The sequence below is a fragment of the Promicromonospora sp. NPDC110617 genome, assembly GCF_055598465.1.
In genome coordinates this window covers 295242-320735 of record NZ_JBVKBM010000004.1, presented here as the reverse complement: position 1 = coordinate 320735, position 25494 = coordinate 295242, and the positions used below count along the sequence as shown (strand labels likewise).

Here is a 25494-nt window from a genome sequence, read left to right as displayed (position 1 = left end):
TCATCACATCTCCCGCAGCTTGGGGTTGAAGACCTCGTCGAGGCCGACGTTCATGATGTAGAGCGAGCCCACGATGAGCGTGATCCCCAGCCCCGGCGGGATGAACCACCACCACAGCCCCAGATGGAGCGCGCTCCACTGCACGGCCTGGTTCATCATCAGGCCGAGCGACATGGCGTTCGTGGGCCCGAGCCCGATGAAGTCGAGCGACGCGGCGGTCAGGATGGACCCGCCGAACAGCAGCACGAACGTCATGAACAGGTAGGAGTACATGTTGGGCGCCACCTCGCGCCGCAGGATCGTGCCCACCCCCACGCCGGACAGCCGCGCCAGGTCGATGAAGTCCCGCGAGCGCAGCGACAGGGTCTGCGCCCGCACCGCGCGCGCCACCCAGGGCCAGCTGAACACGCCGATGTACAGCGCCTGCATGGGCACGCTGCGCACGCCCAGGTAGGCGTTGATGATGATGAGCACCACGAAGCCGGGGATCACCAGCACCACGTTGGTCAGCATGTTGAGCAGCTCGTCGATCAGGCCGCCGCGGTAGCCCGCGACGAACCCGATGGTCATCCCGATGACGGCGGCCACGCCGCCGCCCAGCAGGCCCACGAGGAACGTGGACCGCAGGCCGGCGACGAACTGCGCGAAGACGTCCTGCCCGAACGTCGTCGTGCCGAACGGGAAGTCCGCGGACGGCGGCGCCATGGGCGGCCCCGCGTAGTCCATCGGCGCGAACCTGAGGAACAGCGGCCCGAGCAGGCCCAGCAGCAGGAACGCGAGCACCACCACCGAGCCGATCACGACCTTGGGATTGCGCAGCGCGAAGTACAGCGTCTCGCGTGCGTCTCCCCCGGGCTTGCGGCCCGACGGCGCCGGGGTCGCCCCCGGCTGCTCGGTCGCCTCGGTCCCGGGTCCCGCCGTCGTCGGTGTCGCCGTCATGAGGTGGCCCCCGTCAGTCCGGTCCGCGTGCGGGGGTCCACCAGCACGTAGACGATGTCGATCACGAAGTTGGCCAGGAGCACGCCGATCACCACGAACAGCAGGGTGCCCTGCAGCAGGAAGAAGTCCTGGTTCTGGATGGCGGACAGCACGAGCTTGCCCAGGCCCGGGTAGGCGAACACGATCTCCGTCACCAGGGCGCCGCCCAGGATCGTGCCGAGTTGCAGCGCCAGGCCCGTGATCTGCGGCAGCATCGCGTTGCGGAACGCGTACTGCCGCACGAGCCGCTTGGGCGCGCCGAGCGCGGACAGGTAGTTCGCGTAGTCGGACTCGAGCTCGTAGATGATCAGGTTCCGCATGCCGATCGCCCAGCCGCCCAGGGACACGAGGAACAGCGAGAGGAACGGCAGCACCCAGTGCTGCAGCAGGTCGCCGGCGAACGCCCACGACCACTGCGGCACCATCCCGAAGTCGTAGCCGCCCGCCACGGGGAACCAGCCGAGCGCGACGCCGAGGCCCCACGCGAGCAGGATCGCCAGCCACATGTACGGCATCGCCGTGATCAGGTAGCCGACGGGCAGGGCCACGTTGTCGAGCCAGCGGCTGCGCGCCGCCATGGCCCCCACGCTGTTGCCGATCACGAAGCTCAGCAGGATCGCGGGGATCATGATGCCCAGCGTGTAGGGCACGGCGTCGAGCACGACCTGGCTCACGGGCGCGGGGAACAGCCACACGCTCGTGCCCAGGTCACCGCGGAACAGCGCGGCCCAGTAGTTCAGGTACTGCTGCCAGAGCGGCAGGTCGAGCCCGAACGTCCGCTCGTAGTACGCGGTCATGGCCGCGATCGTCTCGGGGTGCTGGACGGCGGCGCGCGCCACCATCCGCTGGACCGGATCCCCCGGCATGAGCCGGGGGATCAGCCAGTTCAGCGTGACCGCGACGACGAACGTCAGGCCGTAGATCACGGTCTTGCGAGCGAGATAGCCGCGCATACGTCAGGAGGCCGGCTCGAGGGCGAGCAGCGTGTTGATGCCACCCATCTGCACGTACCCGTTCCACATGATCGGGAAGTACGCGTCCTCGCGACCCTCCTTGGGCCAGTTGGTCCACTGCGACTCGTTGTACTGGGCCCACGCGCCGTTGTACCAGAGCGGGATCGCCGGCAGGTCGGTCATGAACTTCTCCTGGACCTTCGACAGCGTCTCGGAGAACTCGGGCGTGCCGCTCTCGGTGCGCGAGAGGTCCTCGACGAGGTCCCACGCCTCCTTGTCCTCGTAGCGGCCGAAGTTGCCCGCCAGCATCTGCTCCTGGATCGGCTGGTAGAACGCGTAGTTGTAGTAGGTCCACGGCGTGTTGCTCACACCCGCGTTGCCGTTGATCACCAGGTCGAAGTCGCCGGTGGCCCGCGCGTCGTCGACGGCGCCCGCGTCGGGGAAGTCGGCGGTCACCTTGATGCCGACGGCGGAGGCGTCCTCCGCGATGACGCGCGCGGCCTCCATCCAGTCGGTCCAGCCGGCCGGGACGATCAGCTTCAGGTCGATCGCCTCGCCGTCCGGCGTCTCGACGAACCCGTCGCCGTCGGTGTCCTCGTACCCGGCGTCGGCCAGGATCGACTTGGCCTCGTCCGCGTCGAAGGTGAAGCCGTGCTCGGCCACGACGTCCTCGTCGTAGTACTCCTCGAACGCCGGCACCAGGCCGGACGGGTGCGCCTTCGCCACGAGACCGCCGTAGGCGTTCGTCACGATCTTGTCCACGTCGATCGAGCGCGCCAGGGCCTGCCGGAAGTCGACGTCGTCCATCGGCGGGCGCGTCTGGTTCGGGATCAGGTTGGCGGACGCCGCCGCCAGCATGTACGGCTCACCCTCGTAGTACGTGCTGACCTGGCCGGTGTCGACGAGCTGGTTGACGCCGGGCAGGAAGTTGTTGCTCAGGTCGAGGCCGCCGGACAGCATCAGGCCGAGCGCCACCTCGTTGGAGGTGTTCACGACGTCGACGATGTACTTCATCGGCATCTCGAGGCCGAGCTCGCCGCGCGCCCACCAGTCGTCGTTGCGCTCCCAGACCATGCGGTCCTGGGCGACGGCGGAGAACTTGAACGCGCCGGAGCCGATCGGGTCCTCGTTCGGGTTGGACAGCAGCTCCTCGTCCGACCAGTCGCCCATGATGTGCTCCGGGACGACCATCGTGCTGTAGAGCCAGTTGTCCCACTCCTGGTAGCGGGGGTCGGAGAACGTGAACTCCACCGTGGTGGGGCTGGTCGCCTCGACCTTGTCGAGCCAGGTCCACAGGTTGCTGTACGGCACGGCGTCGACCTTGCCGAGCTCGGTGGTGAAGACGACGTCGTCGGCGTCGAGCGTCTCGCCGTCCTGCCAGGTCAGGCCCTCACGGAGGGTGAGCTCGTAGGTCTTGTCGCCGGTCCACTCGCCGCCCTCGGCGAGCCAGGGCGTCAGCTCGAGGGTGATCGGGTCGAACTGGAACAGCGGCTCGTAGAGCAGGCCGCGCGCACCGGTGGCGTGCCCGGAGCTGGGGATCGGGTTCCACGACGTGGGCGGGCCCCACTGGGTGCCGCTCGTGAAGAGCGTCTCCTCGCGGGGGTACTCGGCCACGAGGGCGTTGGCCGAGTCCATGCCCTCCGCGGACGCGTACGGGTTGGACGTCGTGGGTGCGCTCCCACCGCCGCCGGAACAGCCGGCGAGCAGCACGCCCGCCGCGGTGGCAGCCACCAGGGCCAGCATGCCCCGGGACCTGGTCTGTCGAAGGAACATCGTCGATCCTCTCCGCCCGCACGGCCGTCGTGCGGACCAGGCGCGTCGTCGCGCCGGGTTGCTGAGCATCGTTGTGGGTCGGAGAGGGATTGGTCAAGGTTTGTCAGCTATGTTGCGCAATCGACACCTACGCCCGACCCGGGCGCTGAGCGCGCCGGGCCGGGCGGCCGGTAGGCTGTGTGCGGCGGTCGGGGCTGCACCCCGGCCGCCGCACGCGGTTCTCCTCCTGGAGAAGCGCGAGCGCCTGTAGCTCAGTGGATAGAGCACCGCTCTCCTAAAGCGGGTGTCGGCAGTTCGAGTCTGCCCAGGCGCACCTACTGCTCGGCGGGCGCCGCCGGGCGGTCGGGCGCCAGGCGCGCAGTACGTGCCTCGGCCCGTTCCCCGCCCCGCACCAGGGTGGCCACCACCATGACGACGAGCCCGGCCAGGGTCACGAGGGCGCCGGCCCACAGCGGCGACGTGTACCCGAGGCCGGCGGCGAGCGTCAGCCCGCCCACCCAGGCACCGAACGCGTTGCCGATGTTGAACGCCGCGATGTTCGCGCCGGAGGCGAGCGTCGGCGCCGCCGACGCGTGCCGCATGACCCGCATCTGCAGGCCCGGCACGGTCGCGAAGCCGACGGCGCCCATCAGCACCAGGCTGATCATGGTCGCGACCTGGCTGGTCGCGGTGAGCGCGAAGACGGCCAGCACCACGGTGAGCAGCACCAGCAGCGTCAGCAGGGTGGCCCCGAGGTTCTTGTCCGCGGCCTTGCCGCCCACCAGGTTGCCCACGAACAGGCCCGCGCCGAACAGGATCAGCAGCCAGGGCACGGTCGAGCTCGCGAACCCGCTGACCTCGGTCAGCGTGAACGCGATGTACGTGAAGGCGCCGAACATGCCGCCGTAGCCGAGCACGGTCACGGCGATCGACAGCCACACCTGCGGCGCGCGGAACGCCGCGAGCTCGCCGCGTAGGCCGGGACCGGGCTGCCCGCTCGGCCCCGCGGCGTCGTCGGGCACGCCTACCCGGGCCGGCACCAGCAGCGCGATGCCGATGAAGGCGAGCACGCCGATGCCGGTGATGGCCCAGAAGGTCGAGCGCCAGCCGGCCGCCTGGCCGAGCAGGGTGCCGAACGGCACGCCGAGCACGTTGGCGACGGTCAGACCGGCGAACATGATCGAGATGGCGGCGGCGCGCCGGTCGCGGGCGACCAGGTCGGCCGCGACGACCGCGCCGATGCCGAAGAAGGCGCCGTGGCACAGGGCCGCGACGACCCGGCCGAGCATCATCAGCTCGTACGTCGGTGCCACGGCGGACACCAGGTTGCCCGCGATGAACAGGATCATCAGGCCGAGCAGGGCCTTCTTGCGGTCCACCCGGGTCAGGGCGGCGGTGAGACCGACCGCACCGACCGCGACGGACAGCGCGTAGCCGGAGATGAGGTAACCGGCGACGGTCTCGGTGACGCCGAAGTCCGTGGCCACCTCGGGCAGCAGACCCATGATGACGAACTCGGTGAGGCCGATCCCGAAGCCCCCGATGGCGAGGGCCCACAGGGCGACAGGCATGACAGCGCTCCTTGAGGTGCGGGGTGGTGCGGGGTGGCCGGCTCGTGCGGGGTGGCCGGTTCGTGCCGGGCCGGCTCGTGCCGGCGGGGTGCTCGTCAGCCGTTGAAGCGGTCCGGGTGCGGGCCGGTGCGCCCGTCCCGGTCCAGGGCGTCGATCGCCGCGACCTGCTCGGCGGTGAGCTCGAACCCGAGGACGTCGAGGTTCGACGCGATGCGGGCCGGCGTGACCGACTTGGGGATCACGACGTTGCCGTGCTGCAGGTGCCAGCGCAGGACCACCTGCGCGGCGGAGACCCCGTGCGCGCGGGCGGCCTCGGTCACGGCCGCCTCGTCGAGCACCGCGCCCTGCGCGAGCGGGCTCCACGCCTCGGTGACGATGCCCAGCCCCGCGTGGTGGGCGCGCAGCTCGCGCTGCTGCAGGGCGGGGTGCAGCTCCACCTGGTTGACGACGGGGCGCACGCCGGTCGCGGCGACGATCGCGTCGAGGTGTGCCGGCTGGAAGTTCGAGACGCCGATCTCCCGGACCAGGCCGGCCTCGCGGGCCTCGACGAGCCCCTCCCAGGCGGCGACGGACTGCCCGCGCCCGGGCGCAGGCCAGTGGATCAGGTACAGGTCGAGGGCGTCGAGGCCGAGCAGCTCCAGGCTGCGCTCCAGGGCCGGGCGCACGGCGCCGCGCGCCATGGAGTCGGTCCACAGCTTGCTGGTGACGAAGAGGTCGTCGCGCGCGAGCCCGGACTCCGCCAGGGTGCGGCCCACGCCCGCCTCGTTGCCGTAGATGGCGGCGGTGTCGATGCTCCGGTATCCGGCTTCGAGCGCGTGGCCGACGGCGCGGGTGGTCTCGGCGTCCGGCACCTGGAAGACGCCGAACCCGACCTGCGGCATGGTCGCGCCCGGGCGGGCGGCGTTGGGGAGGGCGACGGCGGGGGTCTCGACGGGGGAAGACATGAGGGCTCCTTGCTGTTCTCCGAACGGTGCCCACTGTGCGTACGCGGACACCTGGCGGACGCGTTTAGTTGCACGCGCCTCCTAGATAGTTGCACGCGCGCACTAGTTGCACAAGCGCTATAGTTGGAGACAGGAATCACGCCCGACGAGGAGGGCCCATGGGAATCGCCGACGACGCCGTCGAGATCCGTGCCCAGGGCTGGCGAACGCTCGCCGCACTGCACGGCATGATCGACACCGCGCTCGAACGCGCGCTGCAGGCCGAGCACGGCCTGTCCGTCGTGGAGTACACGGTGCTGGACGCGCTGTCCCGGCAGGACGGCTGGCACATGCGCATGCAGCAGCTCGGCCGCGCGACCGCGCTCTCGCCGAGCGCCACGACGCGCCTGGTCAACCGCCTGGAGGACCGCGCGCTGCTCACGCGCGTGCTGTGCCAGGACGACCGGCGCGGGATCTACACCGAGCTCACCCAGGCCGGCGAGAAGCTGCTGGTGGCCGCGCGCCCCACGCACGACCGCGCGCTGCACGAGGCACTGCAGGAGGCGGAACAGGTGCCGGAGCTGGCCGGCCTCGTGGGCACGCTGGGTGGGGTGGGCGCGGGGGTCTGAGCAGGCCCACCCCCGGAAGCGCGCCGAATGCGACGGCGGGATCCCGCCAGCACCACGGAGTCCTGCGGCCGAGGCTTGAGCCATGACGAACACGTACGACGACAACTCCCCGATCGCCCTGGTCACCGGAGCGAACAGAGGACTCGGCCTCGCCGTGGCCAGAGAGCTGGCAGAGGCCGGCGCCACCGTGCTGGTGGGCGGGCGTGACACCGCACGGGCGGCGGCCGCGGCGACGACCCTGCGCGAGGCGGGGCTCCCCGCCCGGCCGGTGACGCTCGACGTGACCGACCCTGCCCAGGTGACGGCCGCCGTGGAACACATCGAGCTCCAGTACGGCCGCCTGGACATCCTGGTCAACAACGCTGGCATCCTGCCGGAGGCCACCGCACCCGACCAGGAGCACCCGCTGGACCTGACCATGTTCCGCTCGACGTTCGAGACCAACCTGTTCGGCGCTGCGGCGGTCACACAGGCGATGCTGCCGCTGCTGCGGCGGTCCGCCGCCGGGCGCATCGTGAACGTCTCGACCGCGATGGGCTCGCTGACCGAGCAGCTCGACCCGCGGTCGCCGTACTTCGGCCTGGTGCTGCCCGCCTACCAGGGCTCGAAGGCCGCGCTCAACGCCCTGACCGTGTCCCTGTCCAAGTCGCTGGCGGACACACCGATCCTCGTGAACTCGGTCTGCCCGGGCTGGGTCCAGACCGACCTGGGTGGTCCGGACAACCGGGCGGCGGCGCCGACGTCGCCCGAGGAGGCGGCACCGGTCGTGGCGCGCATGGCCCTGCTCGGGCCGGACGGCGCGACCGGGACCTTCGTGGACCAGGCGGGTCCCCTCGCCTGGTGACCTGATCGGACGGGCACGCCCACGGTGCGCCCGTCCGCAGGGACGGACGCGCCGTGGGCCAGGTCCGGTCAGAGGACCGCGCGGAGGAACTCCTGGGTCCGCTCGTGCTCCGGCGACGTGAAGATCGCCTCCGGGTGCGCCTCCTCGATGATCTTTCCGCCGTCGAACATCAGCACCCGGTTGGAGACCTCCCGGGCGAACTGCATCTCGTGCGTGACGATCAGCATGGTGATGTCCGTGGTCTCGGCGATGTTCCGGAGCACCCCGAGCACGTCGGCGACGAGCTCCGGGTCGAGCGCGGAGGTGACCTCGTCCAGGAGCAGGATCTCCGGCTCCATGGCCAGCGCCCGCGCGATGGCGACGCGCTGCTGCTGCCCGCCGGACAGCTGGGTGCAGCGCGCGTCGCGCTTGTCGGCCAGGCCCACCTTCTCCAGCAGGTCCTCGGCCCGGGCGACCGCCTGGGCCTTGGGGATCCCGAGCACGTGGACCGGGGCCTCGATGATGTTCTCCAGCACCGACATGTTCGGGAACAGGTTGAACTGCTGGAACACCATCCCGACCCGACGCCGCACGAGGCTGCGCCGCTTCTCCGAGATGGCGACGCGCTTCCCGCCGCGGATCTCGTGCGTGTACGGCTGCCCGTCCACGAGGATCAGGCCGTCGTTCGCCTCCTCCAGCGTCATGAGCAGCCGCAGGATGGTGGTCTTGCCGGAGCCCGACGGCCCGATCAGCGTGACGCGGTCCCCCTTGGCGACCGTGAAGTTCAGGCCGTCGAGCACGACGTTGTCGCCGAAGCGCTTGCCGACGCCCTGGAACTCGATCGCAGGGGTGGTGTCGTTGTCAGGCAAGGCGGTTCTCCATTCGGCGGACGAGCAGCGAGGTCGGGTAGCTCACCAGGAGGAAGAGCAGGCCGGCGAGGGTGATCGCCTCGATGTAGCGGAAGTTCGCACCTCCGTACGCCTGCGCGGCGGCGTACATCTCGACCACGTAGATGAAGGCCAGGAACGGCGTCTCCTTGAACATCGAGATCGCGTAGTTCCCCAGGCCGGGCAGCGTGTTCCGGATCGCCTGCGGCAGGATCACCGCACGCCACGTCCGGCTCCTCGGCAGGTCGAGCGCGACCGCCGCCTCCCACTGCCCCCCCGGCACCGCGTCGATGCCGGCCCGGTAGACCTCTGACATGTACGTGGCGTAGTGGATGCCGAGCACCACGCAACCGACGGCGAGCGACGGGAACTGCGTGAACATCAGGTTGGCGAACACGAGCTGCACCAGCAGCGGCGTGGACCGGATGAACTCGACCAGGAAGCCCACCGGCATGGTGACGGCCCGCACGCGGGACCGCCGCACGACGGCGACGACGAGTCCCAGCACCGCGGCGATGATCATGCCCACCACGGTCGCCAGGACGGTGATGCCCAGGCCCTTGACGAGGTCGGGGAACACCGCGGCGGCGTGGTCCCAGCTCCAGAAGTCGTTCATGACCGCACCTCCGTCCCTGCGGTCCGCGCGGGGGTCAGGCGCAGGATCTCGCGCAGCGACGGTCCCTGACCGACCTGGTTCTTGGCGCGGGCCTCGAGCGCGTTCATGATCAGCGTGAGCGCGTAGGCGAACACGAAGTAGAGCAGCAGGCCCACCGTGTAGGCGAACACCGTGTCGGTCGTGCCCTTGCGCAGCTCCCCGATGAAGAAGTTGAGGTCGTGCAGCGTGATGTAGGCCGCCAGCGCCGAACCCTTGACGAGCTGGATCAGCAGATTGGTGAACATGGGCATCATCAGAGGCCAGGCCTGCGGGAGGATCACGCGGCGCAGCCGGTGCACGCCACCCAGGTCGAGGGCCGTGGCCGCCTCCCACTGACCGGTGGGCACGGAGTTGATCGAGCCGCGCACCACCTCGGCGGCGTAGGCGCCGTAGTTGAGGCCGAGCGCGAGGATGCCGCAGGCCAGCGGGTCGAGCTCGACGTAGAAGGGCGGGAGCGGCAGCACGTAGTACAGCCAGAAGATCTGCACCACGAGCGAGGTGCCGCGGAAGAACTCCACGACCACCCGGGACGGCACCCGCGCCCACCTGGTCCGGGCCCGGGAGCCCAGCCCGAGGATGAACGCGATGATCAGCGCGAGTGCGGCACCGGCGATCGTGAGCTCGAGAGTGACGAGAATCCCTTCGCCGAGCTGCGGCAGCAGATCGACGAGTACGTGCATGTTGTCGGACACGTGCCGGGTCAGCCGTCCAGGCCGAGCTCCGGGGCCAGGTCCTTGGCCAGCGACTCGAGGTCGCCCTCACAGAGCTTCTCGGCGGTCAGGCCCTCGACGGGACGCTCGGCGGCAGTGAAGCCGAACGGGCCTGCGATCTCCATCCAGCGGTCCTCGTCGGAGACGATCTCGGCGAGCTTCTCGTTGTAGGCGTCGCGGAGGTCCTCCTCACCCTTCGGGAAGACGGTCGCACCGGCACCGATCTGGGGCACGCCGTCGATCACGGCGACGAAGGAGTCGGTGACCTCGACGTCGGCGTTCGAGCGGGCCACCAGCGCGTTGAGCGAGATGGCGGTCAGCGCCGACGCGTCGGCGCGCCCCGAGGTGACGGCGTCGAGCGCGTCCTGCGGCGAGCCGACCTTGACGGTCTCGATCCCGAGGGACTTGGTGTAGCCCTCCTCGATGGCGCCGCTGAGCACGGCGAGCTTCACGCCGGCGTCCTTGGCGGACTGCATGTCCGTCAGGTTGTCGGGATTGCCGGTCGGCGTCAGGAACGCGGTCGTGTACATGATCTCGGGCTCGGAGAAGATGGCCTCCGAGCAGCGCTCGGGGAGGATCGACATCCCCGCGCTCACGGCGTCGTACCGACCCGCGGTCAGGCCGGGGATGAGCGAGTTCCACTCGGTCTGCACGCCCTCGACGGTGTCGATGCCGAGCTCGCCGAAGATCGCCTCGTTGAGCTTGATGGTGGCTCCGGTCAGCTCGCCGCCGTCCTCGTAGGAGTACGGCTCCTCGCCGTTGAACGCGACGGTGATGGCGCCGTCGTCCTGGAGCTGCTGCAGGGCGCCACCGGCATCCTCCGGGGCTGTCGACGTGCACGCGGCCAGCGCGACCAGGGTGAGTACGGACCCTGCGGCGACGACGGCTCGGCGGAGCGGGCGGACGCTTGATCTAGACATGGTTCCCTTCACGCCACCCGGCGGATATGGCAAAGGCCGGGTGGGCTGGAGTTCACGGACGACTCGCCACCGTAGCGGGATGGCGACGTTCAGACAATCTAGCGTTCGACATTAGGATTGTCTACAATCTGCAAGTTCACCCGGCCGGCGCCACCCCTGCTACCGCCGTGGCCACACAGATGTCCGCGCACCGGCGATGATGGTCGTCATCGACGTTGCGCTCACGGAAGGAGCACTGATGTCCCACCCGCCACGGGCCTCCCTGGCGACCGCGCCGTCCTTCTCGCGTGTGACGCGTCCCTCGACCGTCGACCTGATCCAGACCGAGCTGCGCAACGCGGTGTACGCGGGCGTGCTCGCCGTCGGCTCGCCGATCCGGGAGGTCGAGGTCGCGACCCAGCTCGGCGTGAGCCGCGGGCCGCTGCGGGAGGCCGCCCAGCGCCTCGTCCAGGAGGGGCTGCTGGTCGCCACTCCCGGCCGCGGCATGCGCGTGGCGACCATCTCCCGGGAACGGCTGCCGGCCCTCTACGAGGCCCGCAAGTCGGTGGAGATCACCGCGGCCCGCCTGCTCGTCCGGTCGGGGGACGACGCCGCGCTGGCCACCGTGCGTCGGGCCCATGACGAGCTCGTGGACGCGAACCGGACGGGTGACGCGCGCCGCGTCGGCGGCGCCGACCTGAACCTGCACTGGGCGCTCGTCGCCGCGACGGGCAACCCGTGGCTCACCCGCTGGATGACCACGCTCATCGTCGAGGTGCGGATGGCCACGTTCTCCGTGAGCGACGAGTACGTGGTGCGCAAGGACACGGCCGACGCACACGCGGTGATCGTCGAGCGCCTGGCGGCGCGCGACGAGGACGGCCTGGTCACGGTCATCACCGAGATGCTCGACGGCGCCGTCGCCCGGCTGCTGGGCCGCGAGGACGAGCCCGTCGAGACGCTGGAGGAGCCCGCCGACGCGCCGGCGATCACGCTGGGCCCGATCGACGCCCCGGACGAGCTGTAGGGGTCGAGCCGCCTCGCTGGTCGAGCCTGTCGAGACCCGGCCCGCTGGTCGAGCCTGTCGAGACCCGGCTCCCCGGACGACCGCCTAGACCCAGGCCGCCGGGTCCGCGAGGACGGCACGGAGCACCTCGCGCGCCCCGCCCGTGAGCGCGGCCTGCGGACCGGCCTGCGCGGCCCGCACCTCCAGGTCCACGAACGGCGCCGCGAGCACGCGGTCGGCCAGCACGGCCTCGACGTCGGCCCGGAGCCACGGCAGCAGCTCGGTGTAGGCGCCGCCCAGCACGATGGTGGACACGTCGAGGAGGTTCACGAAGTCCGCGAGCGCCGAGCCGAGGGCCCGGCCGGCGGGTATCGCGGCGGCTCCTGCCTGGGTGCCCGCGGCGGGTGTGGTGGCGTCCCGCTCGGTGAGCAGGGCGACGAGCGCGCCGAGGGGCGCGTCCGGGGGCAGGCCCGCGGCGCGCATCATCGCCTCCTTGCCGGCGTACTGCTCCAGGCAGCCGAACGCGCCGCAGGAGCAGCGCGGCCCGGCGGGGTCGACGACGACGTGCCCGATCTCGCCGTTCCAGCCCCGCTCCCCCAGGAAGAGCGCCCGGTCGACGACGATGGCGGCGCCGATGCCGACGTCGCCGGAGACGAAGACGAACGAGTCCGGGGCCGCGACGTCGGAGCCGCCGGCGAGCTCCGCGAGCGCGGCGAGCTTGGCCTCGTTGGCGATGCGGACGGGCAGCTCGCCGAGGCCGAGCAGCGGGACGGGGTCGAGCGAGGACCAGCCCAGGTTGGGCGCGACCTCCAGCAGGCCGGTGCGCGGGTCCACCAGGCCGGGAAGGGCGAGCCGCGCGCCCGCGACCGTCATGCCGGCGGCGGCGACACCGTCGGACACCTCGCGGGCGAGCTCGCCGAGCTGCCGCAGCACCACGGCCGGGTCGCTGTCGTGGAGCGCGCCGGGGACCACGCGGTCGACCACGACGTCGCCGGTGAGATCGAGCACACGCACGCCGAGGTAGTCGACGTTCACCTCGAGCCCGAGGCCCACCACGGACCGCGGCGCCGGGACGAGCGGGACGGCGGGCCGTCCCGCGCGGCCGCCGGTCACGGCGGGCAGCTCACGCACGAGCCGGGCGGCCACGAGCTGGTCCACCAGCGTGGACACCGTCGCGCGGGCCAGACCGGTCGCGGCGGCCACCCCCGCGCGTGAGAGTGGTTCCGGCACCTCGAACACGGCGCGGGCGACGAGCTCCAGGTTGTGCTCGCGCAGGGAGTGCTGTCGGGCCGCGACGGAGCCCGCTCGCGTCGTGGTCTCGTGTGCGGTCCCGGCGGTGGTCACGCCTTGACTGTAGCCGAGGCTCGCGTAATAGTTCATCCGTACAACAAATGCGGCGCCGCATGCCGGGGCCGCCCTCGACGAGGAGACCCCGTGAGCGACATCAAGTACTCGTTCGGCCTGTGGACCGTCGGCTGGCCTGCCGCCGACCCCTTCGGTACGGCGACCCGCCCCGACCTGGACCCGGCCGAGTCGGTCCGCAAGCTCGCCGACCTCGGCGCCTGGGGCTTCACGTTCCACGACAACGACGTCTACCCCTTCGGCTCGGACGACGCCGAGCGTCAGAAGCACATCGACTCCGTCAAGAAGGCCTCCGCCGACACCGGCCTGGTCTGCGAGATGGTCACCACCAACACGTTCACGCACCCCGTGTTCAAGGACGGCGCGTTCACCTCCAACAACCGCGACGTGCGCCGCTTCGGCCTGCGCAAGGTGCTGCGCAACGTGGACCTGGCGGCCGACATGGGTGCCTCCACGTTCGTCATGTGGGGTGGCCGCGAGGGCACCGAGTACGACAACTCGAAGGACCTCAACGCCGCGCACGCGCGCTACGCCGAGGGCATCGACACCGTCGCCTCGTACATCAAGGAGAAGGGCTACGGGCTCAAGATCGCCCTCGAGCCCAAGCCCAACGAGCCGCGCGGCGACATCTTCCTGCCGACGATCGGCCACGCCATCGCGCTGATCGACTCGCTCGACAACGCCGACATCGTGGGCCTCAACCCCGAGGTGGGCCACGAGCAGATGGCCGGCCTGAACTACACGCACGGCATCGCGCTGGCGCTGCACGTCGGCAAGCTCTTCCACATCGACCTGAACGGTCAGCACGGCCCCAAGTACGACCAGGACCTCGTGTTCGGTCACGGCGACCTGCTCTCCGCGTTCTTCACGGTGGACCTGCTGGAGAACGGCTTCCCGAACGGCGGCCCCCGCTACGAGGGCCCGCGCCACTTCGACTACAAGCCCTCGCGCACCGAGTACCTCGACGGCGTGTGGGAGTCGGCCGCGGCCAACATGAAGACCTACGACCTGCTCGCCGCCAAGGCGAAGCAGTACCGCGAGGACCCCGAGGTCCAGGCCGCCTTCGAGCACGCCGGGATCTTCGAGCTGGGTCAGTCGACGCTGGCCGAGGGCGAGTCGTTCGACTCCTTCCTCGCCGAGACCGACCCCGACGTCGACGCCCTCGCCGAGCGGGACTACGGCCTGGTGCGCCTGCACCAGCTCGCCCTGAACCACCTGATCGGCTGACCTGCCCGATCGCATGCCGCCGGCTCCCCTTTGAGGCCCGGGTTTCTTCGCTTTGAGCCACGTCAAAGCGAAGAAACCCGGGCCTCAAAGGGGAGTCCCAGCCAAGAGACCGACGCGGTAGCGTGTCAGTCGCCTTCCCTCTCGAACCACCCCCTGGAGCACCGATGCCCCTCGTCGCCGGTGTGGACACGTCCACGCAGTCCTGCAAGATCGTCGTGCGCGACGCCGAGACCGGCGCGCTGGTCCGGACCGGTTCCGCCAAGCACCCCGACGGCACGGAGGTGGACCCGCAGCACTGGTGGGACGCCTTCCAGGAGGCGGCGGCCGCCGCGGGCGGCCTGGCCGACGTCGCCGCGATCTCCGTGGGCGGCCAGCAGCACGGCATGGTCACCCTCGACGCCGACGGCAACGTCGTGCGCCCGGCGCTGCTCTGGAACGACACCCGCTCCGCGCCGTCCGCCGAGGCCCTGATCACCGAGCTGGGCGACGGCAGCCGTGACGCCGGCGCCCAGGCCTGGGCCGACGCCGTCGGCTCGGTGCTCGTCGCCTCCCTCACGGTCACCAAGCTGCGCTGGCTGCACGACAACGAGCCTGAGAACGCGGCCCGCGTCGCCGCCGTCGCGCTCCCCCACGACTGGCTGTCCTGGCGCATCGCGGGCTACGGCCCCGTGGGCGACCCGACGGCGCCGCTGGGCCCGCAGCTCGACAAGCTGTTCACCGACCGCTCGGACGCCTCGGGCACCGGGTACTACGACGCCGCCGTCGGCGAGTACCGCCCCGACCTGCTGGAGCGCGCCCTGGGCCGCACCGACGTGGTGCTGCCGCGCGTCGTGGGCGTGGCCGAGGCGGGCGCCGTCGCGCACCCGACGATTGCGGGCTCCGACCTCGACCCTTCGACAGGCTCAGGGACCGGTTGCCTCATCGGGCCCGGCGCGGGCGACAACGCCGGCGCCTCCCTCGGGCTCGGCATGACGCCGGGCGACATCGCCATCTCGATCGGTACGTCGGGCGTGGTGTCCGCCGTCGCGCCGAAGCGCACCGCGGACGGCACCGGCGCGATCAACGGCTTCGCCGACGCGACCGGCAACGCGCTCATGCTCGCCGTCACGCTCAACGCCGCGCGGGTGCTCGACGCCGCCCGCGAGGTGCTCGGCGTCGACTTCGACGAGCTGGCCGAGCTCGCGCTGCAGGCCCCGCCCGGCTCCGACGGCCTCGTGCTCGTGCCGTACCTGGAGGGTGAGCGCACGCCCAACCGGCCCGACGCGACCGGCACGCTGCACGGCATCCGCCTGGCCACCTCGACCCGCGCCCACCTGGCCCGCGCCTACATCGAGGGCATGCTCTGCGGGCTCGCCGACGGCCTGGACGCGCTGCGCGCCCAGGGCGTCTCCGTGGAACGCGTGATGCTGATCGGCGGGGCGGCCCAGTCCCCGGCCGTGCAGCAGATCGCCCCGCAGGTCTTCGGGCTGCCCATCGGCATCCCCGAGCCGGGCGAGTACGTGGCCGACGGCGCGGCGCGCCAGGCGGCGTGGACGCTCGCGGCGGCCCCGGGCGGGGCGGACGCCGTCGCCGCGCCGGCCTGGTCGACGACGATCGCGACCACGCTGGCGGCCGACCCGAAGCCCGTGGTGCGCGAGCAGTACGCGGCGGTACGCGACCTGGTCTGACCTGTTGGCGTGCCCGGCCGACCGGGGAAACCACCACGAACCCGGGGTGTGTTGCGCTGCGTGGACAAGATCGACGCAGCGCACACACCCCGAATTCGTACGGTCACCCGGGAGAGCCGGGGCGGGTGTACCGCAGGTGCCGGAACCGCAGCCCGGAGGACGACGTCGTCCACTCCGTCGCGGAGGCGAGCGCCCACTCCGGGCCGATCTCCGGGGCGAACACGTCGCCCTCGACCTCCGTGTTGATCTCGCTGACCTCCAGGACGTCGGCGACGGGCATCGCCTCGTGGTAGACCTGCGACCCGCCCATCACCCAGATCTCGTCCCCACCCGGTGCGTCGGCGGCGACCGTGAGCGCCTCGCCGAGCGTCCCGGCCGCCACGACGCCGTCGCCGGCGTCCGGCACCCCGTGCGGGCCGCGCGACGACACCACGATGTTGGTCCGGCCCGGCAGCGGGCGCCTGGGCAGCGACTCCCAGGTGAGCCGGCCCATGACGACGGGGTGCCCCGCCGTGGTCCGCTTGAAGTGCGCGAAGTCCTCCGGCACGTGCCACGGGATGTCGCCGCCCGCGCCGATGACGGGCCGGCCTGCGGCGTCGCGTGCCTGTCCCCAGATGAGCCCGATCATCAGACGGCGATCGGGGCCTTGATGGTGGGGTGCGACACGTAGCCGAGCACCTCGACGTCCTCGTACTCGTAGTCGAAGATCGAGTCGCGCGGGGCGAGCCGCAGCGACGGGTACGGGTACGGGTCGCGCGCGAGCTGCGTCTCGACCTGCTCCACGTGGTTGTCGTAGATGTGCACGTCGCCGCCGGTCCACACGAACTCGCCGACGTCGAGCCCGGTCTGCGCCGCGACCATGTGCGTGAGCAGCGCGTAGGACGCGATGTTGAACGGCACCCCCAGGAACAGGTCCGCCGAGCGCTGGTAGAGCTGGCAGCTCAGCTTGCCGTCGGCCACGTAGAACTGGAACAGGGCGTGGCACGGCGGCAGGGCCATGTCGTCCACCTCGGCCGGGTTCCACGCCGTGACGATGTGCCGCCGCGAGTCCGGGTTGGTGCGGATCTGCTCGACGACCTTGGCGATCTGGTCCACGTGCCCGCCGTCGGGCGTGGGCCAGGAGCGCCACTGGACGCCGTACACCGGGCCCAGCTCGCCGGACTCGTCGGCCCAGTCGTCCCAGATCTTCACGCCGCGCTCCTGCAGCCAGCGCACGTTGGAGTCGCCGCGCAGGAACCACAGCAGCTCGTACACGACCGACTTGAGGTGCACGCGCTTGGTGGTGATCAGCGGGAACCCCTGCGCCAGGTCGTACCGGATCTGCCGCCCGAACACGCTGCGGGTACCCGTGCCGGTCCGGTCGCCCTTGCGGGTCCCGGTGGCGAGCACGTCGCGGAGCAGGTCCTCGTACGGGGTGTCGATCTCGGTCATGGGGGCAAGCCTACGTCCGCCGCCGCCGGGCATCCCGGAGCGGCACGGGGTCAGCCCTGCTTGGCCCGGAGCTCCTTGAGGTGGGCCCCGCGCCGGCGGTAGAGCACGGTCATCGTCACGATCACGAGCGCCACGACGCCGCCGGCCACCGCGCCCCACGCCGACCCGCCGCGGAACGCGGGACCGTTCACGTCGAGGATCCGCTCACCCGCGTGCGCCGCCGCCGACGTGCCCAGGACGATGCCGAGGGTCATCAGGTTCGGCACCGCGAACACCACCGCCGCCACGAGCAGCGCGCTGCGCACCTGCCAGGACCGCCGCGTGACCACCGCCTGCGCGAGGAGCAGCACCGGGACCAGCGTGAACACCGCGCCGACCATCAGCCCCCACCAGGCGCCCGCGGCGAACGACCCGTCCACGGCGTTGCCGATCACCTGCGCCCACCAGCGCGGCAGGAAGGCGTCGAGGAACTGGTAGACCAGCCACACGGCCAGGATCACGCCCGCCACACCGAGCAGCCGCTTGCCGATGTCCCGCCAGTCCGCCGTCCACCGGCCCTTCCCGCCGTCCGGCGTCGTGCTCCCGTTCTCCCCCATCGCAGAATCGTCGCAGCGCAGGGGCCGGTCTGCGCGCCGAACGGTCCCGTCCGCGGGGCGCCCGGGAACGCCGCGGGCGCCGTTCGCGTTGACCACGAGGCCGACCGACCGGGACCCGAAGCGCCCAGCTCCGTGACCGTGTCGGTGACCAGTGGAAGGATTACCCCCATGACGGAGCAGACCACGACCCCGGACGCCGCGCGCAGCGAGGACGCCGTGACCCCCTCGCCCACCGACCCGCTGTGGGTGGAGCGCAACGGCACGCGGACGTACACGGGCTTCTCGGCCCGCGGTGCCCGCGTCGAGATCGGGCCGGCCAGCGCCGGCGCGGTGTTCACGCCGGGCGAGCTGCTGAAGGTCGCGCTCGCGGCGTGCGCCGGGATGAGCAGCGACCGGGCGTTCGCGCGCCGTCTGGGCGACGACTACAAGACCACCATCCGGGTCGAGGACCCGAAGGACATGGCGGAGGACCGGTACCCGGTGCTCACCGAGAAGTTCGAGATCGACCTGTCCGCCCTCGACGACGAGGACCGGGCAAAGCTCCTGACGATCGCCCAGCGATCGATCGACAAGGCATGCACCGTGGGCCGCACGCTCAAGGCGGGCGCCCAGATCCCGGACGCGCAGTTCAACCAGCCGGAGGGCTGACATGACGGACGACAAGAGACTGACCGCGGCCGAGTCCAACGGCCGCGCCACGCCGGGCGACGCCCTGGTCAAGCCGGACGACTCGCTGCAGGTCACCAGGGCCGACTGGCTCAACTACAAGCCGGACGGGCCGCTGGACCACCTGGTCGACAAGGCGGTGACCATCCCGTCGGCGACCATCCACAAGCATGTGGACAAGGTGCGCGCACGCAACCCGAACGCCACGCCCGCGGAGATCATCCGGCTGCTGGAGAAGGAGTACCTGCGGGTCATCCAGACCACGGGCAGCGCGGTGGGCGCGGCCGCCGCCATCCCGGCGGTCGGCACGGCGGCGAGCGTCGCGCTGTCGACGAGCGACGTGGCGACGTTCTTCGCGTCGTCCGCGGCGTTCTCGCTCGCGGTGGCCGACGTGCACGGGATCGACGTGCAGGACGTCCCGCGCCGCCGGGCCCTGCTGCTCGCCACGGTGCTCGGTGACAAGGGCGCGAAGGACGTCGAGGACGCCATCGGCGGTTCAGGCGTCGCCTGGGGCAAGGTGCTGCTCACGAGCATGCCGCGCGGCACGCTCCAGCGCGTGAACAAGGCGCTGACGCACCAGTTCATCAAGAAGCAGATCGCCAAGCAGGGCAGCCTGCTGCTCGGCCGCATCCTGCCGTTCGGCATCGGCGCCGTGGTCGGCCTGGTCGGAGCCCGAGCGCTGGGTCACACCGTGATCGCGCAGTCCCGCGCCGCGTTCGGTCCCCCGCCGGAGCGGTTCCCTCGCGTCATCGAGCAGAAGTAGGCCGTCCGGGGCGCCGTGCGGCCAGGTGTCAATATCCGCCAGCGGACCGGCAGGATTCCGGGAGCCGACCTAGGCTGCGGGTCATGGCGGACACGACGCACGGCGCACTCGCCCCGACGTACCATCCCCTGCCGGTCACGATCGCGCGGGCGCACGGTACACACGTATGGGACACGGACGGCAACGAGTTCCTCGACTTCCTGTCGGGGTACTCGGCCCTGAACTTCGGGCACCTGCACCAAGGACTGGTGGCGGCTGCGATGACGCAGCTGCGCCAGGTCACGCTCACCTCCCGTGCGTTCGACCACGACCGGCTCGAGGAGTTCGCCCAGCGGCTCGTCGAGGTCGTGGGGCCGCTGACGACCGGCGGCGAGGACAGCCTCGTGGTGCCGATGAACTCCGGCGCCGAGGCCGTGGAGACCGCGATCAAGGCGGTCCGCAAGTGGGGGTACGACGTGCGCGGCGTGCCCGCGGACCAGGCGACGATCGTGGTCGCCGGCGGCAACTTCCACGGCCGCACCACCACGCTGGTCGGTCTGTCGGACGACCCGGCCGCCCGGGACGGGTTCGGCCCGTTCGCCCCCGGTTTCGTCCGGGTGCCCTTCGGCGACCTGGCCGCGGTGGCCGACGCCGTGGACGACACGACGGTGGCCGTGCTGATGGAGCCGGTGCAGGGCGAGGCCGGCGTCGTCGTGCCCCCGGACGACTTCTGGCCCGGCCTGCGCGCCCTCACCGCGGAGCGGAACATCGCGCTGGTCGCCGACGAGATCCAGTCGGGCCTCGGCCGCACCGGCACCACGCTGGCCTGCGAGCTCTGGGACGTGCGGCCGGACCTGGTCTGTCTGGGCAAGGCGCTCGGCGGCGGGATCGTCCCGGTCTCGGCCGTGGTCGGCAAGCCGGAGATCCTGGGCGTGCTGACGCCGGGCACGCACGGCTCGACGTTCGGCGGCAACCCGCTGGCCTGCGCGGTCGGCGTCGCGGCCCTCGACCTGCTCTCGACGGGGCAGTACCAGGCGCGCGCGGCGGCGTCGGGCCGGGTGCTCAAGGACCGGCTCGACGCCCTCGTGGACCAGGGCCTGCTGACCGGGGCCCGCTGCGTGGGGCTCTGGGCGGGGATCGACGTGGACCCGTCGCTCGGCACGGGCCGCGAGCTGTGCGAGGCCCTGCTGGAGCGCGGCGTCCTCGCGAAGGACACGCACGACGCGACGATCCGCCTGTCGCCGCCGCTGTCGATCGTGCAGCCCGAGCTGGAGATGGCGCTGGACATCCTCGAGGAGTCTCTGGTGGCGCTGCGGGACGGCGGCCCCGGGGGCGGCCCGGACGAGGGCTCCGACGACGACGGCTCGGACGGGGAGGCCCCGGCGGAGGAGCCGGCCACCGAACCGCCGTCCGACACCGGCAAGGACGCGACGGAGCAGACCGACGCCGCCGTCGAAACCACCCCGTCCACGGACACGGCAGACATCCCGGACGACAAGCCGGACGAGAAGCCGGCCCCGCCGCGAAAGCGACGCCGGTCCAGGCTGTCACCGGCCGCCGGCTGAGCGTAGGCTCCCGGGGGTGACCACCACGACGTCGTCCCACAACACCGCGACACTGCCCGAACTCGCGGAGCTCCAGCAGGCCTACGCCGAGCTCCAGGCCAAGGGCCTGAAGCTGGATCTCACGCGCGGCAAGCCGTCGGCCGAGCAGCTCGATCTCGCCGAGCCCATGCTGGCCCTGCCGGGCGTCGGCGTGCATGCCGACGAGTCCGGCACGGACACGCGCAACTACGGCGGGCTGGACGGCGGCATCACGATCCGCCGCATCTTCGCCGAGCTCCTCGACGTGCCCGTGGAGCAGCTCCTTGCGGGCGGGAACGCCTCGCTCACGTCGATGCACGACGTCGTCGCGTTCGCGGAGCTGTTCGGCTTCCCCGACTCGCCGAAGCCGTGGTCGCGCGAGGAGAAGGTGCGCTGGATCTGCCCGGTGCCGGGCTACGACCGGCACTTCACGATCTGCGAGGCCTTCGGCATCGAGATGATCCCCGTCCCGATGACCGCGGACGGCCCGGACGCCGAGGCCGTGGCCGCGCTCGTCGCCGCGGACCCCACCATCAAGGGCATGTGGGTGGTCCCCACCTACTCCAACCCGGACGGCGCGGTCATCAGCGCCGAGGTCGCCCGCGCGCTGGTCTCGATGCCCGCGGCCGCGCCGGACTTCCGGATCCTGTGGGACAACGCCTACGCCGTGCACCACCTCACCGACGACGAGGTGACCAGCCCGAACGCCATCGCGCTGGCCGCCGAGGCCGGGCACCCGGACCGCGTGCTGCTGTTCGCGTCCACGTCCAAGATCACGTTCGCGGGCGCGGGCGTCGCGTTCCTGGGCAGCTCGCCGGCCAACATCGCCTGGTTCAAGAAGCACCTGTCGGTCGCCTCGATCGGCCCCGACAAGATCAACCACCTGCGGCACGCGATGTTCTTCGGCTCGGCCGACGGGGTGCGCGAGCACATGCGCAAGCACCGCGCGATCCTGGCACCGAAGTTCGAGGCGGTGGTCGAGATCCTGACCGAGCGGCTGGGCGGCTACGGCATCGCGTCGTGGACCGAGCCCAAGGGCGGCTACTTCGTGTCGCTCGACGTCGCGCCCGGCACGGCGGCCCGCGTGGTCCAGCTCGCCAAGGAGGCCGGGATCGCCCTGACCCCCGCCGGGGCGACCCACCCGTACGGCAAGGACCCGCAGGACAAGAACGTGCGCCTCGCGCCGTCGATGCCCCCGCTGGACGAGGTCCGGACGGCGATGGACGGCGTCGCGACCTGTGTGCTCCTCGCGGCCGCCGAGGCCGCGCACGCCTGACCGACCCGCCGACGTGTCAGACCCTCAGGTCACCCGGGTGACCTGAGGGTCTGACTCGTTCCGGGACCGCGCGGTCACTCCGGGCAGTGCTTGTTCACCACGAGCACCGGGCACGCCGCGTGGTGCAGCACGGCCTGGCTGGTCGAGCCCAGCAGCAGCCCGCGGAAGCCGCCGCGCCCGCGCGAGCCCACGACCACGAGGTCCGACGCCGTCGAGAACTCCGTCAGCAGCTCGGCGCCGGTGCCGTCGAGCACGATCCGCCGGATCCGCAGCCCCGGGTTCAGGGCCTCGTACCGGTCGATCAGCACGTCCATGCCCGCCCCGATGTCCGCCAGCACCTGCTCCCGGTCGATCGAGGACGGCAGCCACGCCAGCATCCCGGCGTTGCCCACGGGCACACCCGTGACGGCGGTGAGCTCCGCACCCCACGCGTTGGCCTGCACGATCGCGTGCTGCAGCGCACGCTCGGCCTGCGGCGACCCGTCCACGCCGACGACGATGCGGCGCACCTCCCGGATCTCCGCGACCCCGCCCGCCTCGACGTCCGGGACGTCCGGCGCGGCGGCGGGCTCGTCCGCCCCGAGGTCCGGCGGGGTCCAGGAGACGCCGCGGTTGGTCTCGGCGCGCAGCGGAACCACGACCACCGGGCACTTCGCGTGCGCGGGGAGCGCGGACGACACCGTGCCCAGCAGCCGCTCCGTGAACCCGCCCCGGCCCCGGGTCCCGACCACGGCGAGCCCGTAGTCGGCGGACAGCTCCACCAGCACACCAGCGGCGTCACCGGTCGCGACCTCCGTCGTGGCGCGCACCCCGGCGTCGGCCACACGGTTCTCCGCCTCGACCAGGACCGCCTTGGCGCCCTCCTGGATCGTGGTGTCGTCCAGCGCGGCGTACCCGCCGTCGAGCGACGCGGCGGTGAATGACGGCAGTGAATAGCTGCACACGATGTGCAGCGCCCAGCCCACGCGGTGCGCGTAGGCGGTAGCCCAGTCCAGCGCGTGCAGACTCGCGGCCGATCCGTCCACCCCGACCAGTACGACCTCGGATCGAGTCATCGCCAGTCCTTTCCTCAGCAGTGCATCTTTGCCCTCCAACGCTACCGGCGGGGCGCCCGTCGTGGGTATCCGGAGGCAAAAAGACGGCAGAAAGATGGCAAAGCAGAGCGCCCGCCCGGATCTCCCGGACAGGCGCTCTGCTGCGGTACTGCGTGCCTGCGGTCAGCCCAGGCGGATGAACGTGGGGTTCGACTGCCAGATGGTGCGGAAGTCGACCACGGTGCCCGGCTTGGACGCGTCGATCATGGTGTTGCCACCGGCGTAGATCGAGACGTGACCGGGGGTCCACATCAGGTCGCCCGGCTGGGCCTGCGACGCCGGCACCTGCGTGCCGTAGCCGGCCTGCGCCGACGAGGAGTGCGGCAGCGAGATGCCGAGCTGCGCGTAGACGTACGACGTAAAGCCCGAGCAGTCGAAACCGCTCGGGCTGGAGCCGCCGGAGACGTACGGGACGCCGATGTAACGGCTGGCGATGGAGATCACGGAGTTGCCGATGGCCGACGCCGGGACGTCGACGGACGAGGAGGCGGTCGACACGGCGGTGGCCGCGGCCTCTGCTGCCTCGGCGGCGGCCGCCTCAGCGGCCTCCTCGGCTTCCTGGGCGGCCAGCTCGGCCTGGTAGTCCTCGTTGTCGGCGGCCGAGACCACCGAGACGGCGGACTTCTCGACGCTCAGCTCGGCGTCGGGCGCGACGGTCACGACAGGGGCGTTCGACAGGGACTCGCGGGCCTGGGACGTCAGCGCGTTGAGGTCCACCGAGTTCATCTTGGCGTGGCCGGTCTCCATCGGAGCGGCCTGCGCTGCCATCGCGCCACCGAACGTGGAGACCAGGAGCGCGCCACCCGCGGCGGCGACCGCGGTACGACGACCGACGGCGGCGTTCTGAGCAAGCTCGGTGAGCGGAGTCACGGGGCGTCGCGCAGCACGATGGCGTGCGCGGGTGGTACGTGCGGTCACGTAGTACCTCTCCTTGTACGCCTTCGAGGTCAGCTGTCGGGTTCGGGTGGGAGAAATCACCCGGCCGTGCACTCCCGAAGGATTACCCGGCTTCACCCCGAGGACGCACCCTGGCGCCCGATGGTGGGTCCCCCGCCTCTGTCATGCGGTCGTCTTGGGGCCCCGGCCGGTGACAGAGTTCGGCGTCCGTCCGGAGACTCCCTCGGAATAAACTCCGCGGGAGCGGTCCGAACGTACCCGACGTCACCCCCGATGTCACGTTCCGGCAACGAATGTCATGCCGTGTCGGACACAGGGTGACACCTTTCCGACAAAACTGCCCATTTCATGCCTCTTCGCCCCGGTAGTGGGGCGGCCGGGATCAGGCCGTCGCGACGAAGAGGTGGCGCGCCAGGTCCTCGCCGAGCTCCAGCGCGGTCCCGGCGCCGTCGACGGTCACCGTGTAGGTCCCGTCGCTGAGCTCGGCCGTGATCCGCGAGCCGGGCACAAGGCCGGCGTCGGACAGGCGGGCCAGCAGCTCGACGTCCGTCTGCAGCGGCTCCGCGATCCGGGTGAGGGACGCCGCGAGCGGCTCGCCCTTCACGCCCTTCTTGGCCGCCGCCTCGAACGCGGAGGGCAGCGAGATCACCCCACTGAGGAAGGGGACGTCCGTGTAGGCCTCGCCGAGCTCCGAGAGGCCGGGGATCGGGTTGCCGTACGGGTCGTGGTGCGGGTGGTCGAGCAGGCCGACGAGGCGCTTCTCCACGAGGTCGCTCATCACGTGCTCCCAGCGGCAGGCCTCGACGTGCACGTGCTCCCAGTCGAGCTTGATCACGTCGGTCAGCAGGCGCTCCGCCAGGCGGTGCTTGCGCATCACGCGCATCGCCTTGTCGTGCCCGAGCTCGGTGAGCTCCAGGTGGCGGTCCCCGGTCACGATCACGAGCCCGTCGCGCTCCATGCGCGCGACCGTCTGCGACACCGTCGGGCCGGAGTGCCCCAGGCGCTCCGCGATGCGCGCGCGCAGGGGGGTGATGCCCTCCTCGTCGAGCTCGTAGATCGTCTTGAGGTACATCTCGGTGGTGTCGATCAGATCCGTCACGTCAGCTCCCGTCATGCGCGCAGCCGTCCAGTCGCCCTGGGCTCGGCGCCCCGGGCGTCGGCCCAGGT

The 25494-nt window shown here is 71.5% G+C and carries 24 protein-coding genes, 1 tRNA gene, 1 pseudogene and 1 riboswitch; of the genes and pseudogenes, 10 read left to right on the top strand and 16 right to left on the bottom strand.

Going from position 1 to position 25494, the window contains the following annotated elements; translation table 11 throughout:
* Positions 1–3: 3 nt before the first annotated feature.
* Genes ACZ7LE_RS23250 through ACZ7LE_RS23240 form a run of 3 tightly spaced genes read right to left on the bottom strand, consistent with a single transcriptional unit; the run spans position 4 to position 3704 of the window.
* Positions 4–939, bottom strand: coding sequence for an ABC transporter permease (locus ACZ7LE_RS23250; protein WP_470405587.1), 936 nt, complete (start codon positions 937–939; stop codon positions 4–6).
* Positions 936–1931: an ABC transporter permease gene (locus ACZ7LE_RS23245; RefSeq protein ID WP_470405586.1), complete on the bottom strand. Its 996-nt coding sequence runs from the start codon at positions 1929–1931 to the stop codon at positions 936–938. Before ACZ7LE_RS23245 ends, ACZ7LE_RS23250 begins: the two co-directional genes overlap by 4 nt.
* Before the next feature lie 3 nt (positions 1932–1934).
* On the bottom strand, positions 1935–3704 hold the full coding sequence (locus tag ACZ7LE_RS23240) for an ABC transporter substrate-binding protein (RefSeq protein ID WP_470405585.1): 1770 nt from the start codon (positions 3702–3704) through the stop codon (positions 1935–1937).
* A gap of 240 nt (positions 3705–3944) precedes the next feature.
* Here ACZ7LE_RS23240 and ACZ7LE_RS23235 point away from each other — a divergent pair.
* Positions 3945–4017 (top strand) — tRNA-Arg (locus ACZ7LE_RS23235).
* Between the two features lies 1 nt (position 4018).
* Here the strand turns inward: ACZ7LE_RS23235 and ACZ7LE_RS23230 are convergent.
* Both ACZ7LE_RS23230 and ACZ7LE_RS23225 read right to left on the bottom strand, forming a co-directional pair.
* Positions 4019–5254: an MFS transporter gene (locus ACZ7LE_RS23230; RefSeq protein ID WP_470405584.1), complete on the bottom strand. Its 1236-nt coding sequence runs from the start codon at positions 5252–5254 to the stop codon at positions 4019–4021.
* Positions 5255–5349: 95 nt separating this feature from the next.
* Positions 5350–6198: an aldo/keto reductase gene (locus ACZ7LE_RS23225; RefSeq protein WP_470405583.1), complete on the bottom strand. Its 849-nt coding sequence runs from the start codon at positions 6196–6198 to the stop codon at positions 5350–5352.
* A 158-nt stretch (positions 6199–6356) separates the two neighbouring features.
* Between ACZ7LE_RS23225 and ACZ7LE_RS23220 the strand changes: the two genes are divergently transcribed.
* Positions 6357–6806, top strand: a complete 450-nt coding sequence (locus tag ACZ7LE_RS23220; RefSeq protein WP_470405582.1) for a MarR family winged helix-turn-helix transcriptional regulator — start codon at positions 6357–6359, stop codon at positions 6804–6806.
* Between the two features lie 82 nt (positions 6807–6888).
* Positions 6889–7650 (top strand): SDR family oxidoreductase, encoded by a 762-nt coding sequence (locus tag ACZ7LE_RS23215; protein WP_470405581.1) that lies wholly within the window; start codon positions 6889–6891, stop codon positions 7648–7650.
* 68 nt (positions 7651–7718) lie between these two features.
* Here the strand turns inward: ACZ7LE_RS23215 and ehuA are convergent, their stop codons facing one another.
* From ehuA to ACZ7LE_RS23195, 4 genes are read right to left on the bottom strand one after another with little or no spacing between them, the layout of a single operon-like run.
* Positions 7719–8498 carry an ectoine/hydroxyectoine ABC transporter ATP-binding protein EhuA gene (ehuA, locus tag ACZ7LE_RS23210; RefSeq protein ID WP_470405580.1) on the bottom strand — a complete coding sequence of 260 codons (780 nt, stop codon included), beginning with the start codon at positions 8496–8498 and terminating at the stop codon, positions 7719–7721.
* The gene (gene ehuD / locus ACZ7LE_RS23205) at positions 8491–9132 is read right to left on the bottom strand and encodes an ectoine/hydroxyectoine ABC transporter permease subunit EhuD (RefSeq protein WP_377230018.1); all 642 of its coding nucleotides are present in this window, start codon (positions 9130–9132) and stop codon (positions 8491–8493) included. The genes ehuA and ehuD overlap by 8 nt, the downstream gene beginning before the upstream one ends.
* Positions 9129–9863 carry an ectoine/hydroxyectoine ABC transporter permease subunit EhuC gene (gene ehuC, locus ACZ7LE_RS23200; RefSeq protein WP_470405579.1) on the bottom strand — a complete coding sequence of 245 codons (735 nt, stop codon included), beginning with the start codon at positions 9861–9863 and terminating at the stop codon, positions 9129–9131. The genes ehuD and ehuC overlap by 4 nt, the downstream gene beginning before the upstream one ends.
* 8 nt (positions 9864–9871) lie before the next feature.
* Complete coding sequence (locus ACZ7LE_RS23195; protein ID WP_470405578.1) at positions 9872–10801, bottom strand: transporter substrate-binding domain-containing protein; 930 nt, start codon at positions 10799–10801, stop codon at positions 9872–9874.
* A gap of 238 nt (positions 10802–11039) precedes the next feature.
* Between ACZ7LE_RS23195 and ACZ7LE_RS23190 the strand changes: the two genes are divergently transcribed.
* Positions 11040–11807, top strand: a complete 768-nt coding sequence (locus ACZ7LE_RS23190) for a GntR family transcriptional regulator (protein ID WP_470405577.1) — start codon at positions 11040–11042, stop codon at positions 11805–11807.
* A gap of 84 nt (positions 11808–11891) precedes the next feature.
* On the opposite strand, the gene ACZ7LE_RS23185 is transcribed toward ACZ7LE_RS23190, so the two are convergent.
* A complete protein-coding gene (locus ACZ7LE_RS23185) occupies positions 11892–13130 on the bottom strand; it encodes an ROK family transcriptional regulator (RefSeq protein WP_470405576.1) in 1239 nt (412 codons plus the stop codon).
* A gap of 90 nt (positions 13131–13220) precedes the next feature.
* On the opposite strand from ACZ7LE_RS23185, the gene xylA reads away from it, so the two are divergent.
* Both xylA and xylB read left to right on the top strand, forming a co-directional pair.
* Entirely contained in the window at positions 13221–14375 is a 1155-nt protein-coding gene (gene xylA / locus ACZ7LE_RS23180) for a xylose isomerase (protein WP_470405575.1), read from the top strand.
* A 164-nt stretch (positions 14376–14539) separates the two neighbouring features.
* Positions 14540–16042, top strand: coding sequence for a xylulokinase (gene xylB, locus ACZ7LE_RS23175; protein WP_470405574.1), 1503 nt, complete (start codon positions 14540–14542; stop codon positions 16040–16042).
* A 103-nt stretch (positions 16043–16145) separates the two neighbouring features.
* Here the strand turns inward: xylB and ACZ7LE_RS23170 are convergent, their stop codons facing one another.
* Genes ACZ7LE_RS23170 through ACZ7LE_RS23160 form a run of 3 tightly spaced genes read right to left on the bottom strand, consistent with a single transcriptional unit; the run spans position 16146 to position 18069 of the window.
* Complete coding sequence (locus ACZ7LE_RS23170) at positions 16146–16670, bottom strand: dihydrofolate reductase (protein WP_470405573.1); 525 nt, start codon at positions 16668–16670, stop codon at positions 16146–16148.
* Positions 16670–17473 (bottom strand): thymidylate synthase, encoded by an 804-nt coding sequence (locus ACZ7LE_RS23165; protein ID WP_470405572.1) that lies wholly within the window; start codon positions 17471–17473, stop codon positions 16670–16672. The genes ACZ7LE_RS23170 and ACZ7LE_RS23165 overlap by 1 nt, the downstream gene beginning before the upstream one ends.
* 50 nt (positions 17474–17523) lie before the next feature.
* Entirely contained in the window at positions 17524–18069 is a 546-nt protein-coding gene (locus ACZ7LE_RS23160; RefSeq protein WP_470405571.1) for a hypothetical protein, read from the bottom strand.
* Positions 18070–18237: 168 nt separating this feature from the next.
* Between ACZ7LE_RS23160 and ACZ7LE_RS23155 the strand changes: the two genes are divergently transcribed.
* The 4 genes and pseudogenes from ACZ7LE_RS23155 to ACZ7LE_RS23140 all read left to right on the top strand — a co-directional run bounded on the left by ACZ7LE_RS23155 (position 18238) and on the right by ACZ7LE_RS23140 (position 22336).
* The gene (locus tag ACZ7LE_RS23155; protein WP_470405570.1) at positions 18238–18717 is read left to right on the top strand and encodes an OsmC family protein; all 480 of its coding nucleotides are present in this window, start codon (positions 18238–18240) and stop codon (positions 18715–18717) included.
* Position 18718: 1 nt separating this feature from the next.
* Positions 18719–19498 carry a hypothetical protein gene (locus ACZ7LE_RS23150; protein WP_470405569.1) on the top strand — a complete coding sequence of 260 codons (780 nt, stop codon included), beginning with the start codon at positions 18719–18721 and terminating at the stop codon, positions 19496–19498.
* Positions 19499–19581: 83 nt separating this feature from the next.
* Positions 19582–20787: pseudogene (gene rocD, locus ACZ7LE_RS23145) on the top strand (ornithine--oxo-acid transaminase); the annotation flags it as partial.
* Positions 20788–21058: 271 nt separating this feature from the next.
* Positions 21059–22336, top strand: coding sequence for an aspartate aminotransferase type Ic (locus tag ACZ7LE_RS23140; RefSeq protein WP_470405568.1), 1278 nt, complete (start codon positions 21059–21061; stop codon positions 22334–22336).
* A gap of 74 nt (positions 22337–22410) precedes the next feature.
* Here the strand turns inward: ACZ7LE_RS23140 and ACZ7LE_RS23135 are convergent, their stop codons facing one another.
* The 3 genes from ACZ7LE_RS23135 to ACZ7LE_RS23125 all read right to left on the bottom strand — a co-directional run bounded on the left by ACZ7LE_RS23135 (position 22411) and on the right by ACZ7LE_RS23125 (position 25426).
* A complete protein-coding gene (locus tag ACZ7LE_RS23135) occupies positions 22411–23391 on the bottom strand; it encodes a universal stress protein (protein WP_470405567.1) in 981 nt (326 codons plus the stop codon).
* A gap of 162 nt (positions 23392–23553) precedes the next feature.
* Positions 23554–24300, bottom strand: a complete 747-nt coding sequence (locus ACZ7LE_RS23130; protein ID WP_470405566.1) for a C40 family peptidase — start codon at positions 24298–24300, stop codon at positions 23554–23556.
* Between the two features lie 50 nt (positions 24301–24350).
* A riboswitch (cyclic di-AMP (ydaO/yuaA leader) is annotated at positions 24351–24543 on the bottom strand.
* 166 nt (positions 24544–24709) lie between these two features.
* Positions 24710–25426 carry a metal-dependent transcriptional regulator gene (locus tag ACZ7LE_RS23125; RefSeq protein ID WP_397398072.1) on the bottom strand — a complete coding sequence of 239 codons (717 nt, stop codon included), beginning with the start codon at positions 25424–25426 and terminating at the stop codon, positions 24710–24712.
* Between the last annotated feature and the right edge of the window lie 68 nt (positions 25427–25494).